The organism is Caldisericia bacterium (assembly GCA_021158845.1).
Lineage (GTDB): Bacteria > Caldisericota > Caldisericia > B22-G15 > B22-G15 > B22-G15.
The window spans coordinates 1-13,144 of sequence record JAGGSY010000025.1 but is presented as its reverse complement, the minus strand read 5'-3'; the positions used below and the strand labels follow the sequence as shown (position 1 = coordinate 13,144).

11 protein-coding genes and 2 tRNA genes are annotated in these 13,144 nt (G+C 38.6%); 11 read left to right on the top strand and 2 right to left on the bottom strand.

Translation table 11 applies throughout. The features are described 5' to 3' along the window. Nucleotides 1-203: 203 nt before the first annotated feature. Both J7J33_01010 and J7J33_01005 read right to left on the bottom strand, forming a co-directional pair. Nucleotides 204-291: transfer RNA gene (locus J7J33_01010), tRNA-Leu, on the bottom strand. Nucleotides 292-298: 7 nt separating this feature from the next. Then, nucleotides 299-374, bottom strand: a tRNA-Cys gene (locus J7J33_01005). A 125-nt stretch (nucleotides 375-499) separates the two neighbouring features. On the opposite strand from J7J33_01005, the gene J7J33_01000 reads away from it, so the two are divergent. The 11 genes from J7J33_01000 (at nucleotide 500) to J7J33_00950 (ending at nucleotide 13,030) form a co-directional block, all read left to right on the top strand. Beyond that, nucleotides 500-1,381 (top strand): Spy/CpxP family protein refolding chaperone, encoded by an 882-nt coding sequence (locus J7J33_01000; protein ID MCD6167873.1) that lies wholly within the window; start codon nucleotides 500-502, stop codon nucleotides 1,379-1,381. A gap of 75 nt (nucleotides 1,382-1,456) precedes the next feature. Beyond that, the gene (locus J7J33_00995) at nucleotides 1,457-2,239 is read left to right on the top strand and encodes a TatD family hydrolase (GenBank protein ID MCD6167872.1); all 783 of its coding nucleotides are present in this window, start codon (nucleotides 1,457-1,459) and stop codon (nucleotides 2,237-2,239) included. 28 nt (nucleotides 2,240-2,267) lie between these two features. Continuing rightward, the gene (locus J7J33_00990; GenBank protein ID MCD6167871.1) at nucleotides 2,268-2,987 is read left to right on the top strand and encodes an ABC transporter ATP-binding protein; all 720 of its coding nucleotides are present in this window, start codon (nucleotides 2,268-2,270) and stop codon (nucleotides 2,985-2,987) included. After that, on the top strand, nucleotides 2,984-4,282 hold the full coding sequence (locus J7J33_00985; protein ID MCD6167870.1) for an ABC transporter permease: 1,299 nt from the start codon (nucleotides 2,984-2,986) through the stop codon (nucleotides 4,280-4,282). Before J7J33_00990 ends, J7J33_00985 begins: the two co-directional genes overlap by 4 nt. 34 nt (nucleotides 4,283-4,316) lie before the next feature. Continuing rightward, nucleotides 4,317-5,045 (top strand): CvpA family protein, encoded by a 729-nt coding sequence (locus J7J33_00980; protein ID MCD6167869.1) that lies wholly within the window; start codon nucleotides 4,317-4,319, stop codon nucleotides 5,043-5,045. 401 nt (nucleotides 5,046-5,446) lie between these two features. Then, entirely contained in the window at nucleotides 5,447-6,556 is a 1,110-nt protein-coding gene (locus J7J33_00975) for a SpoIID/LytB domain-containing protein (protein ID MCD6167868.1), read from the top strand. Further along, entirely contained in the window at nucleotides 6,546-7,562 is a 1,017-nt protein-coding gene (gene queA / locus J7J33_00970; GenBank protein MCD6167867.1) for a tRNA preQ1(34) S-adenosylmethionine ribosyltransferase-isomerase QueA, read from the top strand. Before J7J33_00975 ends, queA begins: the two co-directional genes overlap by 11 nt. 67 nt (nucleotides 7,563-7,629) lie before the next feature. Continuing rightward, nucleotides 7,630-10,065, top strand: coding sequence for a fibronectin type III domain-containing protein (locus J7J33_00965; GenBank protein MCD6167866.1), 2,436 nt, complete (start codon nucleotides 7,630-7,632; stop codon nucleotides 10,063-10,065). A gap of 157 nt (nucleotides 10,066-10,222) precedes the next feature. Next, on the top strand, nucleotides 10,223-11,443 hold the full coding sequence (gene secD, locus J7J33_00960; GenBank protein ID MCD6167865.1) for a protein translocase subunit SecD: 1,221 nt from the start codon (nucleotides 10,223-10,225) through the stop codon (nucleotides 11,441-11,443). Nucleotides 11,444-11,455: 12 nt separating this feature from the next. After that, nucleotides 11,456-12,511: a protein translocase subunit SecF gene (secF, locus tag J7J33_00955; protein MCD6167864.1), complete on the top strand. Its 1,056-nt coding sequence runs from the start codon at nucleotides 11,456-11,458 to the stop codon at nucleotides 12,509-12,511. Nucleotides 12,512-12,517: 6 nt separating this feature from the next. Next, nucleotides 12,518-13,030: an adenine phosphoribosyltransferase gene (locus tag J7J33_00950; protein ID MCD6167863.1), complete on the top strand. Its 513-nt coding sequence runs from the start codon at nucleotides 12,518-12,520 to the stop codon at nucleotides 13,028-13,030. Nucleotides 13,031-13,144 lie beyond the last annotated feature (114 nt).

Sequence of the window (13,144 nt, the reverse complement as noted above, 5' to 3'; positions counted from 1 at the left end):
CCCCCACCAACCCGCCAATAACTCTATCTTTCTTCATGCCTTACTCCTCAGAATCAATTTTAAAACCCTAAGCACTATAAATCAAATTTATTTAAAATCAAGGAAGACCCTCAGAAATTGAAATTGTTCATAAAAAAAGTGGTCGTTTTCCCTGAAAGGCTGGAGATATACTACACCTTTGAGAATTTAAATGTGTATAAAAGTGGTGCCGGAGGTGGGAATCGAACCCACACGGGCTATTCACCCGAGGGATTTTAAGTCCCTTGCGTCTGCCTATTCCGCCACTCCGGCCCTGTTTTGGAGGCGGCAGCCGGATTCGAACCGGCGCATAACGGTTTTGCAGACCGTCGCCTTAGCCACTTGGCTATGCCGCCTTCCCTTTAAATTTATACCAAGAAATATGTATTCATTCAAGGGTTTGTAAAGTTAGAAGCACACTTGAAATAATTGTGTAACAAAGTTTTGGTTTTTGTGTATATATGGGCGAAGGAGGTGAAGCATGAGTAGAAAACTTTTAACAGGATTAATAATCTTAGGGTTGGTGATTTCTTTAGGAATAGGAGGTATCTACGCTTACAATGAAATGGACAAGAATCCTCAGGGCAAGGGTTTAAATTTAACAGATGAGCAGAAGGAAGAGATAAAGGGAATAATGGAGGATTTAAGGGATAAGGTGAAACCTGTTCTTGATGAAATTAAAACCGTTAGAGATGAGGAAAGAGCTGTTCTTGATGCAGAAACTTTGGATGAGGCAGGGCTTGAAAATCTTATAGACAAGAATATCTCTTACATAAACGAGATTATGGGTTTGAGAGAGGATGCCTTTGTTGAAATTGAAAAGGTGTTAACACCTGAGCAGAGGGAGAAGTATCTTACATCCCTTGGTTTCCTTACAGGTAGATACATAAGAAATAGGAATCCTTATGAGGAGAGGTTAAGGAACAGAATAAGAGATTGGCTATTTCTTGCAAAGAAACTTAATCTAACAGATGAACAGAAGGAGACCCTTAAGGAGCTTATAAAGAAAGAGAAGGCAAAGTTTGGGATGAAAAGGAAGATAGGATCTCTCATAAAGAGACTTGAACTTACAGAAGAACAGAAGGATAGCTTCATTGAGATGATAAAGACGGAGGCAGAGAATGAGAGAGAAATCCTAAAGGAGCTTAAGGAGAATGCAAAGAATGAAAAAGAGATTGTCTCAAAGGATCCACTTGATGAAGTCGCTTTAAGAAACTCCATATCAAATGTAAAGGCAAAACTAAATGAGGTTCTCTCCTTAAGAAAGGATATGTATATTAACATAGTGCATCTTCTCACTCCAGAGCAGAGAAAGAAACTTCCAACATCCATATTCTTCTTATCCCCAGGAGTTGTAAGATAGATTCTCATAAATTGGTATAAGGTTAAGGGGCTTAAGTTTAAGCCCCTTTTTCTTTTTTATGATAAAATTTTATGCATGAAGAGATTTTTTGTTGATTCACATGTTCACCTTAATATGGATGTTTTTGATAAGGACAGGGAGGATGTGATAAAAAGGGCAAACGATGTTAGTGTAAAGTATTTTCTAAATGTTTCCTATGATAGAGCATCCTCATTATCCTCAAATGACCTCTCTATGAAAAATCCCCTCATCTTCTCTTCCATCGGTTTTCATCCCCACGATGCAAAAGAGTTTGCTTATGATGACCTTTCCCTTTTTAAGAAGCTTATAGAGAAAAACAAAAAGATTGTTGCCATAGGAGAGATTGGACTTGACTATTTCAGGAATCTTTCACCAAAAGAAATACAAAAGAAGGTTTTTGTTAGTCAAATAGAGTTTGCCATTTCAATGAATCTCCCAATAGTTATTCATGAAAGGGATGCATTTCTTGATGTTCTTGATGTTGTAAGAAGATACAGGGGAAAGATAAGGGGAGTTTTTCACTGCTTTAATCATAATGTGGATAGAATGAGAGAGATAATAAGAATGGGTTTTTATATTGGTATAGGCGGTCCTCTAACATATCCAAAGAATGAAAAGCTTAGGGAGGCAGTTAAATTCGCTCCCCTTGATAGAATTCTTGTTGAAACAGATTCACCCTACCTTCCACCTCAAGGAAAAAGAGGAAAGAGGAATGAGCCATCCTTCATGATAATAACTGCAAAAAAGATAGCAGAGATAAAGAAAATATCTCTTGAAAAACTCATGGAAGTAACAACAGGGAACTTTGAGAATCTATTTAAAGTGGAACTTATCTAATTTGCTATAATTTCATCTGGAGGTGAGAATGTTTGCAGTAGAGATAAAAAACCTTGTAAAGGATTATGGAAACATAAGAGCGTTGAAAGGGATCAGTTTTAACATAGAGGAAGGAGAAATCTTTGGCTTGATTGGTCCCAATGGTGCGGGAAAGACAACCACCTTAAGGATTATTGCAACACTTCTTTCACCAACTGAGGGAGAGGTAAAGGTTTTTGGATATGATGTTAGAAGGGAAGGAGATAAAGTAAGGGAGATTATAAGTTATCTACCAGAAGAGGCTGGGGCATACAAGAATCTTACAGGACTTGATTATATAAACTTTATGGCTTCCCTCTATGCAAAGGATGAGAGAGAGGCTAAGGAGTTTGTTGAGAGGGCATTAGATATTGCAGGTCTTGGTCCAAGGATAGGGGATAAAATTTCCACATACAGTAAAGGTATGGTGAGGAAACTTCTTCTTGCAAGAGCCCTTATGACTTTCCCAAAGCTTGCAATCCTTGATGAACCAACAAGTGGACTTGATGTGATAAATTCTATTGAGATAAGAAAACTTATAAGGGATTTTACAAAAAAGGGTGTAACAGTTCTTCTCTCCTCTCACAACATGCTTGAGGTGGAGTTCCTCTCAGACAGAATTGCCCTAATTGATAAAGGAGAGATTTTGGAGATGGGTAAACCAGAGGAACTGAAGGAAAAATACAATGCAAGAAACATAGAGGAAGTGTTTATGGGGGTGGTGAAATGAGAAAGTTTCTTGTTCTTCTCAAGAAGGAGGTTAAGAGTCTTTTAACTCCACAGATGCTTATTTCCCTTGTCACAATGGTTGTTCTTTTCTCCGTCATGGGAAAAATGGTTGGAAGGGAGACGGCAAAGGTAAGGGAACCAAAGGAGGTTATTGTAATAGATAATGACAACTCTACTCTCTCTACTGAGGTGATTGAATTGATGAAAGGGGTGAATTTAATCCCAGAGGTTATAAAGGATGTGGATGTTCAAGAGGGACTTGATGAGGCTAAAGAAAAAGGTATAGACACATTAATTGTTATTCCTGAGGGATTCAAGGAAAATGTTTTAGGGTACAAAAAAACACACATTGGCATCTATACAGTGATGAGGAGCTTTAGTATTTCAGCATTATCAAGTTCTACCTCCACAAAAGCTCTTATCTCCACAATAAGTGAGGATATATCAAAGAGATACATAGAGGAGAGGTTTAAGGATGTGGACCCAAATATTATACAGAAACCAGTTGAGGCAAAAAACTTTGTAATTGTAAAAGATAGAATGGTGGAGGCACCTCCAGAGATGATTTCAGCTGCAGTTACATCTCAGAATGTTTTTATTCCCATAATACTTATGTTTGTAATAATGATGTCTGCCCAGATGATTGCCTCAGCAGTTGCCATGGAAAAGGAGAACAAGACCCTTGAGACACTTCTTACCCTTCCAATAAAGAGGACATACATTGTTATATCCAAAATGCTTGGAGCAAGTCTTGTTGCGCTCCTCATGTCAGTTTTCTATATGTATGGGATGAAGAACTATATTGGTCAGATGACTGGCGTTGGAGGAAGCATGTCAGTTTCATCAAATATCTTAAGAGAACTTGGTTTAACCTTCACTCCAGGGACATACACTCTGCTTGGAATCTCCCTCTTCTTTGCAATTCTTTCTGCCCTTTCCCTTGCAACAATTTTAGCTGTTTATGCTGAGGATGTTAAAACTGCGCAGACACTCCTTACACCATTGATGGTTCTCCTTCTCATACCTTATCTACTCTCCTTCTTTACAGATTTTTCCTCCCTCTCTTTAGTTGCAAAGATTCTTCTCTTTCTAATCCCATTTTCCCATCCATTCCTTGCCTCAAGATTCCTTTTATTTGGAAATATAAATATGGTAATTTTTGGTATTCTCTACATGGCACTCTTCTCCATTGTCTGCATAATTGTTGCTACAAAGATATTCTCTTCAGATAGAATACTTACTGCAAAACTAAAACTTAAGAGAGGATCCCTCTTTAAAACGAAATTCAGGATTTGAACAAAACCCAAAGATTCTGGTCTATAATTAAAGCATGAACATAGTTGATGGAATAGTAATAATTATCCTTATATACGCAGCCTTTATTGGGTGGAGAAGAGGGATACTAAAGACAGTTCTCTCAATAGTTGGATTCCTTCTTGCCATTTACATTGCCTATAAATTCTCACCCCAGCTTACTGTCTATCTTGAGAAAAATTTTTCCATGGTTACAAGCATTAAAAACTACCTCTCTAATCATTTAAACCTTCCACCTGAAACAAAAATAATCTCAGCAGATCCAGATAATCTAAAACTCTACATCTCCACCCTCCCTGTTCCCCAGTTCTTTAAAAACTTTCTTAAGGGAAATATCCCGCTCCTCTCATCCTTTGGCCCAAATCAGACAGTCTATGATGCCTATCTTACCCTTCTTGGTGTGACCATTGGAGAAGCTATTTCATTTATAATACTCTTCCTTGTCTCTATGATCGTTATCTCCATTTTTAAAAATCTGATTACAGGTGGAATACACAAGGTTCCTGCTCTTGGAACATTGGATAGAAGTTTAGGTTTAATATTTAGTGTAGCCCTTTACCTTGCCATCCTCATCTTTCTTGTATTTTTGTACTCAAATCTCTTTTTAAAGATACTTCTCCCAGATTCAAGCATTGTTAAAACAATAAACTCCTCCTACTTTGTGAGGTGGTCTCAAGAAAACATGGGTATGTTCAAGCATCTTTTATCCCTCATCGTCTCAAAGGTTATGGAGCTTATAAAATGAAAAGGATTCTTATAGTCTTTATAATAGTTTCATTCCTGTTTGTCCCAGAAAATGTGCTTGCAGGTGAAAAAATGGTGAAGGTTTTACTCTACAAGGATCCAGCCTATGTTGAAATCTCTGGTGAAATAGCGGTTTCTATCTTTAAAGAAAACTTCCCTCTAAGTTCTCCCTTTATCTATCAGGAGAGAGAGGAAAAGAAAGATCTAAGGTTGAGGGTTGGTGTCTTTGTGAATTTTAAAGATGCCTTAAATTATGCACTTTCCATTAGAGAGAAGATAAAATCAAAGAAGGTTATCATACTGAAAAGGGAAGGGAAGTTTAATGTGGACATTGGAAGTTTTAATTCACTTGAGGAGCTTCAAGTATTTAAATTGTTGTACAAGAGCATAATACCATTCTCTATGAAAAAAGAGGTCTCTGGTCTCTTTATCTCCTTAGATGATGGGAGTCTTTCCTTTGAAATAGAGAGGAAGGGTTTGGACGGAGAATTTTCTTGCATAAAGGGAAATAGAGGCTTTGTAAGGGTAAATGGGGCTAAATACAGAGGCGAGATTGATATTATAAAACACACCTTCTCCATATACTTTATAAACAAAGTCTCCCTTGAAGACTATGTTAAAGGCGTTGTTCCATCAGAGATGCCAGAGAGTTTTAACATAGAGGCACTCAAAGCTCAGGCAGTGGCATCCAGAACATATGTACTTTCCAGAATGAGAAGTAGCAACCTATATGATGTTACATCGACCCCTGACACCCAAGCCTATCTTGGTATGGACAAGGAGACAGAAAAGACAAATAAAGCTGTCTCTGAAACTGAAGGCGAGGTTTTAATGTATGGTGGGAAGATTATTACAGCAGTTTATCATTCAACATCAGGTGGTTTTACAGAGAACAATGAGAATGTCTGGAATTCTCCTCCAGTTCCCTATCTTAGGGGAGTGGAGAGTCCATACGAGGAGAGGTCTCCACATTTTAGCTGGAAAAAGTATGTTACAAACTATAGAGTGCAGATGGTGATTAAAAAATACATAGGAAAGAATAATCTTCCCTACATTGGAGAGGTGCTCGGATTTAAAATTTTAAAAAAAGGGGTCTCACCACGGGTTGTCCTTATAGAAGTTATAGGGAGATTTGGGAGATTGAATTTAAGAGGTACAACCTTCTCAAATCTTTTTGGATTAAAAAGTACATGGTTTACCTTCAAATTTAAAAGATACAAAACTCCATTTGTTCACTCCTTTCTTTCTGTGGTTGAGAGGACTCCATTTTTTAGAGGGACAATGAATAAATTTGTTGGATTCTTTGCAGCATATGAAGAGAAAACCTATAGAACAGAGGGAATTCCACCAAGAAGATGGGATATAGTTGAATTTGATGGAAAAGGGTGGGGTCATGGAGTTGGAATGAGCCAGTGGGGGGCAGAGGGCTTTGCTGAGAAGGGATGGAATTACAAGGATATTTTATTCCACTTTTATCAAGGAACAGAGTTGGTGAAACTAAATGAAGACTGAACTTTTTGATTTTCATCTTCCAGAGGAACTCATTGCACAGAAGCCTGTAAAGGATAGGGATAAAGCAAAACTTCTTGTTTTAAGAAAGGATACAGGAGAGATAGAACATAAAATTTTTTATGAGATAGTTCACTATCTTAAAGAGGGAGATGTTCTTGTTTTAAACAACACAAAGGTTATAAGGGCAAAGATAACTGGAAAATATATGGATACAGGTGGGAAATTTGATGGATTGTTCTTAAAGGCAGGGGATGGGTGGATGAAAGTCATTGTAAAAAAGGCAAAGAGGGCAAGAGTTGGAAGGAGAATAGTCTTTAAAGATGGGACAGTGGGAGTGGTAAAGGAGATTCTTCCTGAAGGTAAGAGGGTGGTGGAGCTTGAAGGGAATGTGGATGTAATGAATTTTATTGATAGAGTTGGAGATGTCCCTCTTCCACCTTATATAAAATCCATGGGTATAAAGGAAGAGGACTATCAAACTGTTTATGCTCAAAAAAAAGGTTCCCTTGCCTCTCCTACAGCAGGGCTCCACTTTACAGAGGGGCTCCTTGAAAAAATAAAGAGTATGGGGATTAATACACTTTACATAACTCTTCATGTTGGATTGGGGACTTTTAGACCCATAAGAACCGAGAATATAGAGGATCACAAAATGGAGGAGGAGTGGATTGAGGTTCCACCCGAAGTGGTAGAAAAAATTATTGAAACAAAAGAGAGAGGAGGGAGGGTTTTTGCTGTGGGAACAACAGTGGTAAGATCCCTTGAAACAGCGGCACTTTCAGGAGATATTAAACCCTTTAGAGGTTATACAAAATTATTCATCAAACCCGGTTTTAAATTTAATGTTGTAGATGCATTAATTACAAATTTTCATCTTCCCAAGACAACCCTTATTGTTCTTGTCTCTGCCTTTGCTGGAAGGGAAAACATTATGAAGGCATACACGGAAGCTATTAAAAGAAGATACCGCTTTTTCTCCTTCGGAGACGCAATGCTAATAATTTAAATTGACTAATTAAAAATTTTTTTTAAAATTAAGGTGTTAAAAATAAAAGTATGAGGAGGTAAGACCGATGAAAAAATTACAGTGGAAGTATTTTGTTGTCACTGTGCTTGTTCTCCTTCTTCTAACTCCTGCTGTTATGGGTATGAGGGGTCTTCCTGTTACACCTCTTGGCGATGATCCACCAACAGGAATTCATCTCTACTGGAACGATGATCTCTCCACAACCATCGTTATCTCTTGGAAAACCCTTAATCCAGATTCTGGTGACATGGTTTACTACGACACAGAGTCCAAAAAAGGAATGGAGGGCGATCCATCAGAACTCTACGCATACTCAGCAGAAGGAACCCATCACACCATTGATGATCTTGGAGGTTACATTCACGATGTAAAACTCACAGGACTTGAACCAGGAAAGACATATTACTTTGTGTGTGGTGGTCCTGGAGGATTTGAGGAGGAGAGAAAATTTAAAACACTTCCTGAGAATCCCGATCATGTAAGATTTGTTTTTGGTGGTGATTCAAGAGAGGGAGCCACCGATTTTCCATGGGGAAGGGATGAGATTTCAAAGTTGATGGCTACCTATGATCCAGATTTTGTTATTCATTGTGGAGATTTTGTGAGAAAACCATTTAGAGCTTCTCATTGGGATGATTGGTTTAATCATATGGATGAGACATGGATTGATAGTGAGGGATACACAATTCCAATAATTCCATTTTTAGGAAATCATGAGGTGGGAACAAAGGATGAATTTATGAAGACCAAAGAAGATGCAAAATTTTACTTCCAGTACTTTAACATGCTACCTGAACCTCAAAGTTGGTATTCATTGGATATAACTCCATACATTCATTTCACTGCCCTTAACAGCGAAACCTACACAGGACCTCATAGTGAGCAGTATGAATGGGCTGACGAAGACTTAAACAAGGCAAAAGATGTTACATGGAAATTTGTAGGTTTCCACAGACCTGCCTTTGATCCAAGAGGCAAGGGAACATCAGAGTATTTCCTTCCACTTCTTGATAAGTATCATGTTGATATAGTTTTAAATGGCGATGTCCACCTTTACGAGAGACTTCAACCCATGAATGTTAGCTCTTATCCAGGGGAGTATGTTTCCTTTGATAAAGGAACAGTTCATATTGTTTCTGGTGGATGGGGAGCTCCACTCTACATGCACTACCCTCTCTGGTATGATGCATGCGGACCAATAGCAGAGTATAACTTCACTGTATTTGATGTAACACCTACAACACTTCACATGCAGGCTATAGATGTAAATGGAAATGTTATAGATGAATTCACAATAAACAAGGAACTTTCAGAACCACAGATAGTTGTTAGAGCAAAGGCAACATCAGATCCAGACGATGTATCAGGACCTGCTCCAGTTACCGATTTTGGCCCTGGTGATTTTCCACCTGTAGTTGGTATAAGCAAGGTTGGAAAAGGAACGGTAGTTGCCAGTGGCACCGCATGGTCATGTGAGAATGGAGGCTGGGTCAAAGGTGAATATGATGTATTTCTTGATATTCTGTTCCAGAAGATGGTTGAAGGGGCAAAGAAGATTCTTTGGTATGAAGGATACAATGCAAGATTTACAACAGAGGATTCATCAGATTTAATATCTGCCCTAAAAGATATGGGTTATGAGGTTGTGGGAGACAACACTGAACCAATTACAGTGGATCTACTTAAAGATTATGATATTCTTGTCATTCCACAGCTTAGACTTGGTTCTGGATATGATGGTGGAGACCCAAGTCTCCTTCCATGGGATGATGTTTATGCCATAAAGGACTTTGTTGAGGGAGGAAAGGGACTCCTTGTTATGGATGCCTGCGATTATGGTGGGAACAACTTTAATAGAGTCCAGAACAAGATTCTTTCTGGAGTTGGCGCAGGTTTAACACTCCAGTCAGATTGCGTGTATGACTGGGTAAACAACTGGAAGAGAGGATGGTATCCAATTGTTGAAGTTGACCCTGAGAGTGATATTGGAAAAGCTTATGTTAATAGGACAGGTAAGAATGAGATAGAGCTTTATGAACTCTGTTCTGTTGTTGTAAGTCCTCCAACATACCTTGAAAGTGTTTCTGGCGGCGAGAGAACAATTGTTGATGGAAGAAAGAAGATGGCTGATGCAAGAGTTATTATAGAAACAGAAGAAGATGCAAAAGGTGTTGTTAGTATTCAGAATCTCGGGAATTCAGGAGATCGTAAGCTTTTAAAGTGTGTGGATATATCAACAGATATACCTGAAGATGAGATTGTTTGGCCAGTAACTGTGGAGGTTTACTACACAGATAAAGAGCTTGAAGAATGGGGACTTACCAATGAAAGTTCACTCTGGCTTTACTACTGGGATCCTGAACAGGGGATGTGGAGACTTTGTCAGGAGAGCGGAGTAAATGCAGAGAGAAACTGTGTTGTAGGAAACGCAAACCACTTCACGAAATTTGCCATAATGGGTGGACCAATAAGAGTCCCATAATCAAGGTGAAGGAAGCTTAAATGAAGGGGGCGAATGCCCCCTTTGTTATTTAATATCTAAAATTTTCTTTTAGGTGATAAACTTATATTGTGTTCTTGACTTTGGATTTAAAATAACTAAAATTAGTAAGGTCTAAAGGTTTAAGGAGGAAAAGGATATGAAACTAAAGAGTTATATCGGGAGGATTCTACTTCTAATTGCAGTTGTTGCGGTTGCTGTCTGGGCTATTAAAACCCAGGAGCCTATACTTGGTCTTGATTTAAAAGGGGGAGTTCACATAGTGCTTGAATGTGAGGATACTGAAGCTGCAAAGGCAACTCCAGAGCTTGTGGAGAGCACAAGAGCTGTTATTGAAAACAGAGTTAATGCCCTTGGACTTTCAGAAGCAGTTGTTCAAAGGGCAGGGGGAATAAATTCAAGAAGAATTATTGTTGATATTCCGGGTATGAAGGATCCAACAAAGGCTGAGGAGTTAATTGGAAAGACGGCACTTCTCCAGTTTAAGACAGAGGATGGGAAGGTGATTCTTACAGGAGCAGATTTAAAGGATGTAAAGGTTGCCCTATCACGAGAAACAGGACATGAGGGTGAAGCCGTAATTCAGTTTACCCTTACCTCTGAAGGAGCAAAGAAATTTGCAGAAGCTACAAAGGAGAATGTGGGAAAGCATATTGCTGTATATCTTGACGAGGATCTTCTCATGAATCCTGTGGTAAAGGAACCAATTACCGATGGAAAAGGGATTATAGAAGGTGGTTTTACTCCAGAAAAGGCATCTGAGTATGTTGCTCTACTTAAGGGTGGTTCCCTTCCTTTAAAGGTTAAGATACTCTCATCAGAGATTATTGGACCATCCCTTGGAGAAGATATGATAGAGATGAGTAAGAAAGCTGCAATTCTTGCCTTTATTTTGATTGCTCTTTATATGACAATCTACTATAGATTTATGGGATTTCTGGCAGCAGTTGCCCTTACAATATTCCTTCTCCTTGACTTTGGAGTTCTTCTACTTCTAAAGGCAACATTCTCACTTCCAGCAATTGCAGGAATTGTCTTAACCCTTGGAATGGCGGTGGATGCAAATGTGATTATCTTTGAAAGGATAAAGGAAGAGATTAGAAGTGGAAAGACATTGAAGACAAGTATAAGCCTTGGATTCAGGAAAGCTTTTAGAACTGTATTTGACTCCAACATTACAACTCTTTCAGGTGCAATAGCTATTATCTGGTTTGGAACAGGTTTGATTAAGGGATTTGGAATAACCTTGAGTCTCGGAATTGTTATCTCCTTCTTCTCAGCCATATTTGTTACAAGACTCCTCATCGACATATTCTCATCCACATCTCTTGCAAAGTATAAATCTATATTTGGATATTAAAGGAGAGTAAAAATGAAGAAGTTCGATGTATTAAACTTGCGAATAGTTCCCAAAATGAAACTCTGGTTCACCATATCTATCATAGTTATTCTAATTGGTGTGGCAGGTATGATTGTAAACTATGTGAGAGTGGGCTCTCCCCTTATCCTTGGACTTGACTTTACAGGTGGAACAATACTTGATTTAAAGTTTGAGAAACCTGCAGATGTAAGTACTGCAAGAGACATTCTTAAAGATTTTGGATTGGAGGATGCCGTTATTCAGGTTGCACAGGATGGGAGACTTATTGTAAGGACGAATAAAGCTCTTAAGGCAGACGAAAGAGAGAAGATATTTGATTCTTTAGAGGAAAAATTTGGAAAACTTGACAGAGAGAGTATAAGGGTTGAAACAATAGGTCCAACAATTTCAGATGAGCTAAAGAAGAATGGTGCTATAGCACTGGGAGTAGGCTTACTCTTCATATTCATATATATAACGGTGAGATTTCAGTTTAGATTCGCAGTTGTCACTGTCCTTGCCTTAATCCACGATGTGCTTGTAACACTTGGACTCCTTGCCCTCATTGGTCAGGAGTTGAACAGCCCATTTGTTGGTGCACTCCTTGCCATAATAGCATACTCTGTGGAAGACTCGGTGGTTGTCCTTGACAGAGTAAGGGAAAACTTGAGGATACTTAAAGGAAAGATGAGTTATGCTGAGATAGTGAATAAGAGTATATGTCAATCCATCACCCGTTCATTTAATACTTCCTTTACCACATTCCTTGCTATACTTGCCCTTATTCTTTTTGGTGGAGTAACAATAAGAGACTTCTCCTTCACCCTTCTCTTTGGAATACTTTCTGGTACATATTCATCAATATTTATAGCGGCACCCTTGCTTGTTGTATGGGATAGATTTAGCAAACACAAAATTGAGGAGAAGCCAGGGAAAGTTATTACTCCACAACCAGCCACTGTGGCAGTTGGAACTGGTTCAGGGGAGGTAGTTCAAAAGAAAGAAACAAAATCTACAAGAAGAAAGAAGAAAAATAAAAAGAAGAAAAAGAAAGGGAAAAGGAGGTAAAATAGCATGGATCTAACAAAGTTTATAAGAAACATTCCAGATTTTCCACAGAAGGGCATTTTATTCAGAGACATTACTCCCCTTTTAAGGGATTACAAGGCTTTTAAGTATGCCATTGATAGCATCTATGAGAATCATAAGGATGATAAAATTGATGTGGTTGTAGGTATTGAAGCACGAGGTTTTATCCTTGCATCCACCATTGCGTACAAGCTCGGCGCTGGTTTCGTTCCAGTTAGAAAACCGGGAAAACTTCCATGGAAGACAGTTAGAAAGGAGTATGAACTTGAGTATGGAATGGCAATTCTTGAGATACACGAGGATGCCATAAAGAAGGGAGAGAGAGTTCTTATAGTGGATGATGTTCTTGCAACAGGTGGTACTGCCAAAGCAACAGTAGACCTTGTGGAAAAGCTCGGTGGAAAAGTTGTAGGTATCTCCTTCCTTATTGAATTAGAAGGACTTAACGGAAGGGAGAAACTCAAAGATTACAATGTATTCTCCCTTATGAAACTATAAAAAAGAAATAAATTTAAAAACCTTTGATTTTAAGTGCACCAATTTGGTGCACTCTTTTTTTTGCAACTCTGGGTGCCCGGCACCTGGCGTTGCATAATTTGACAAAGAGGCACC

What these genes read in the sequence shown, in the direction of transcription:
- J7J33_00990 (MCD6167871.1), top strand. Translation starts at nt 2,268, where the DNA reads ATGTTTGCAGTAGAGATAAAAAACCTTGTAAAGGATTATGGAAACATA.
- J7J33_00975 (MCD6167868.1), top strand. Translation starts at nt 5,447, where the DNA reads ATGAAAAAAGAGGTCTCTGGTCTCTTTATCTCCTTAGATGATGGGAGT.
- J7J33_00965 (MCD6167866.1), top strand. Translation starts at nt 7,630, where the DNA reads ATGAAAAAATTACAGTGGAAGTATTTTGTTGTCACTGTGCTTGTTCTC.
- J7J33_00985 (MCD6167870.1), top strand. Translation starts at nt 2,984, where the DNA reads ATGAGAAAGTTTCTTGTTCTTCTCAAGAAGGAGGTTAAGAGTCTTTTA.
- J7J33_00950 (MCD6167863.1), top strand. Translation starts at nt 12,518, where the DNA reads ATGGATCTAACAAAGTTTATAAGAAACATTCCAGATTTTCCACAGAAG.
- queA (MCD6167867.1), top strand. Translation starts at nt 6,546, where the DNA reads ATGAAGACTGAACTTTTTGATTTTCATCTTCCAGAGGAACTCATTGCA.
- secF (MCD6167864.1), top strand. Translation starts at nt 11,456, where the DNA reads ATGAAGAAGTTCGATGTATTAAACTTGCGAATAGTTCCCAAAATGAAA.
- J7J33_00995 (MCD6167872.1), top strand. Translation starts at nt 1,457, where the DNA reads ATGAAGAGATTTTTTGTTGATTCACATGTTCACCTTAATATGGATGTT.
- J7J33_00980 (MCD6167869.1), top strand. Translation starts at nt 4,317, where the DNA reads ATGAACATAGTTGATGGAATAGTAATAATTATCCTTATATACGCAGCC.
- J7J33_01000 (MCD6167873.1), top strand. Translation starts at nt 500, where the DNA reads ATGAGTAGAAAACTTTTAACAGGATTAATAATCTTAGGGTTGGTGATT.
- secD (MCD6167865.1), top strand. Translation starts at nt 10,223, where the DNA reads ATGAAACTAAAGAGTTATATCGGGAGGATTCTACTTCTAATTGCAGTT.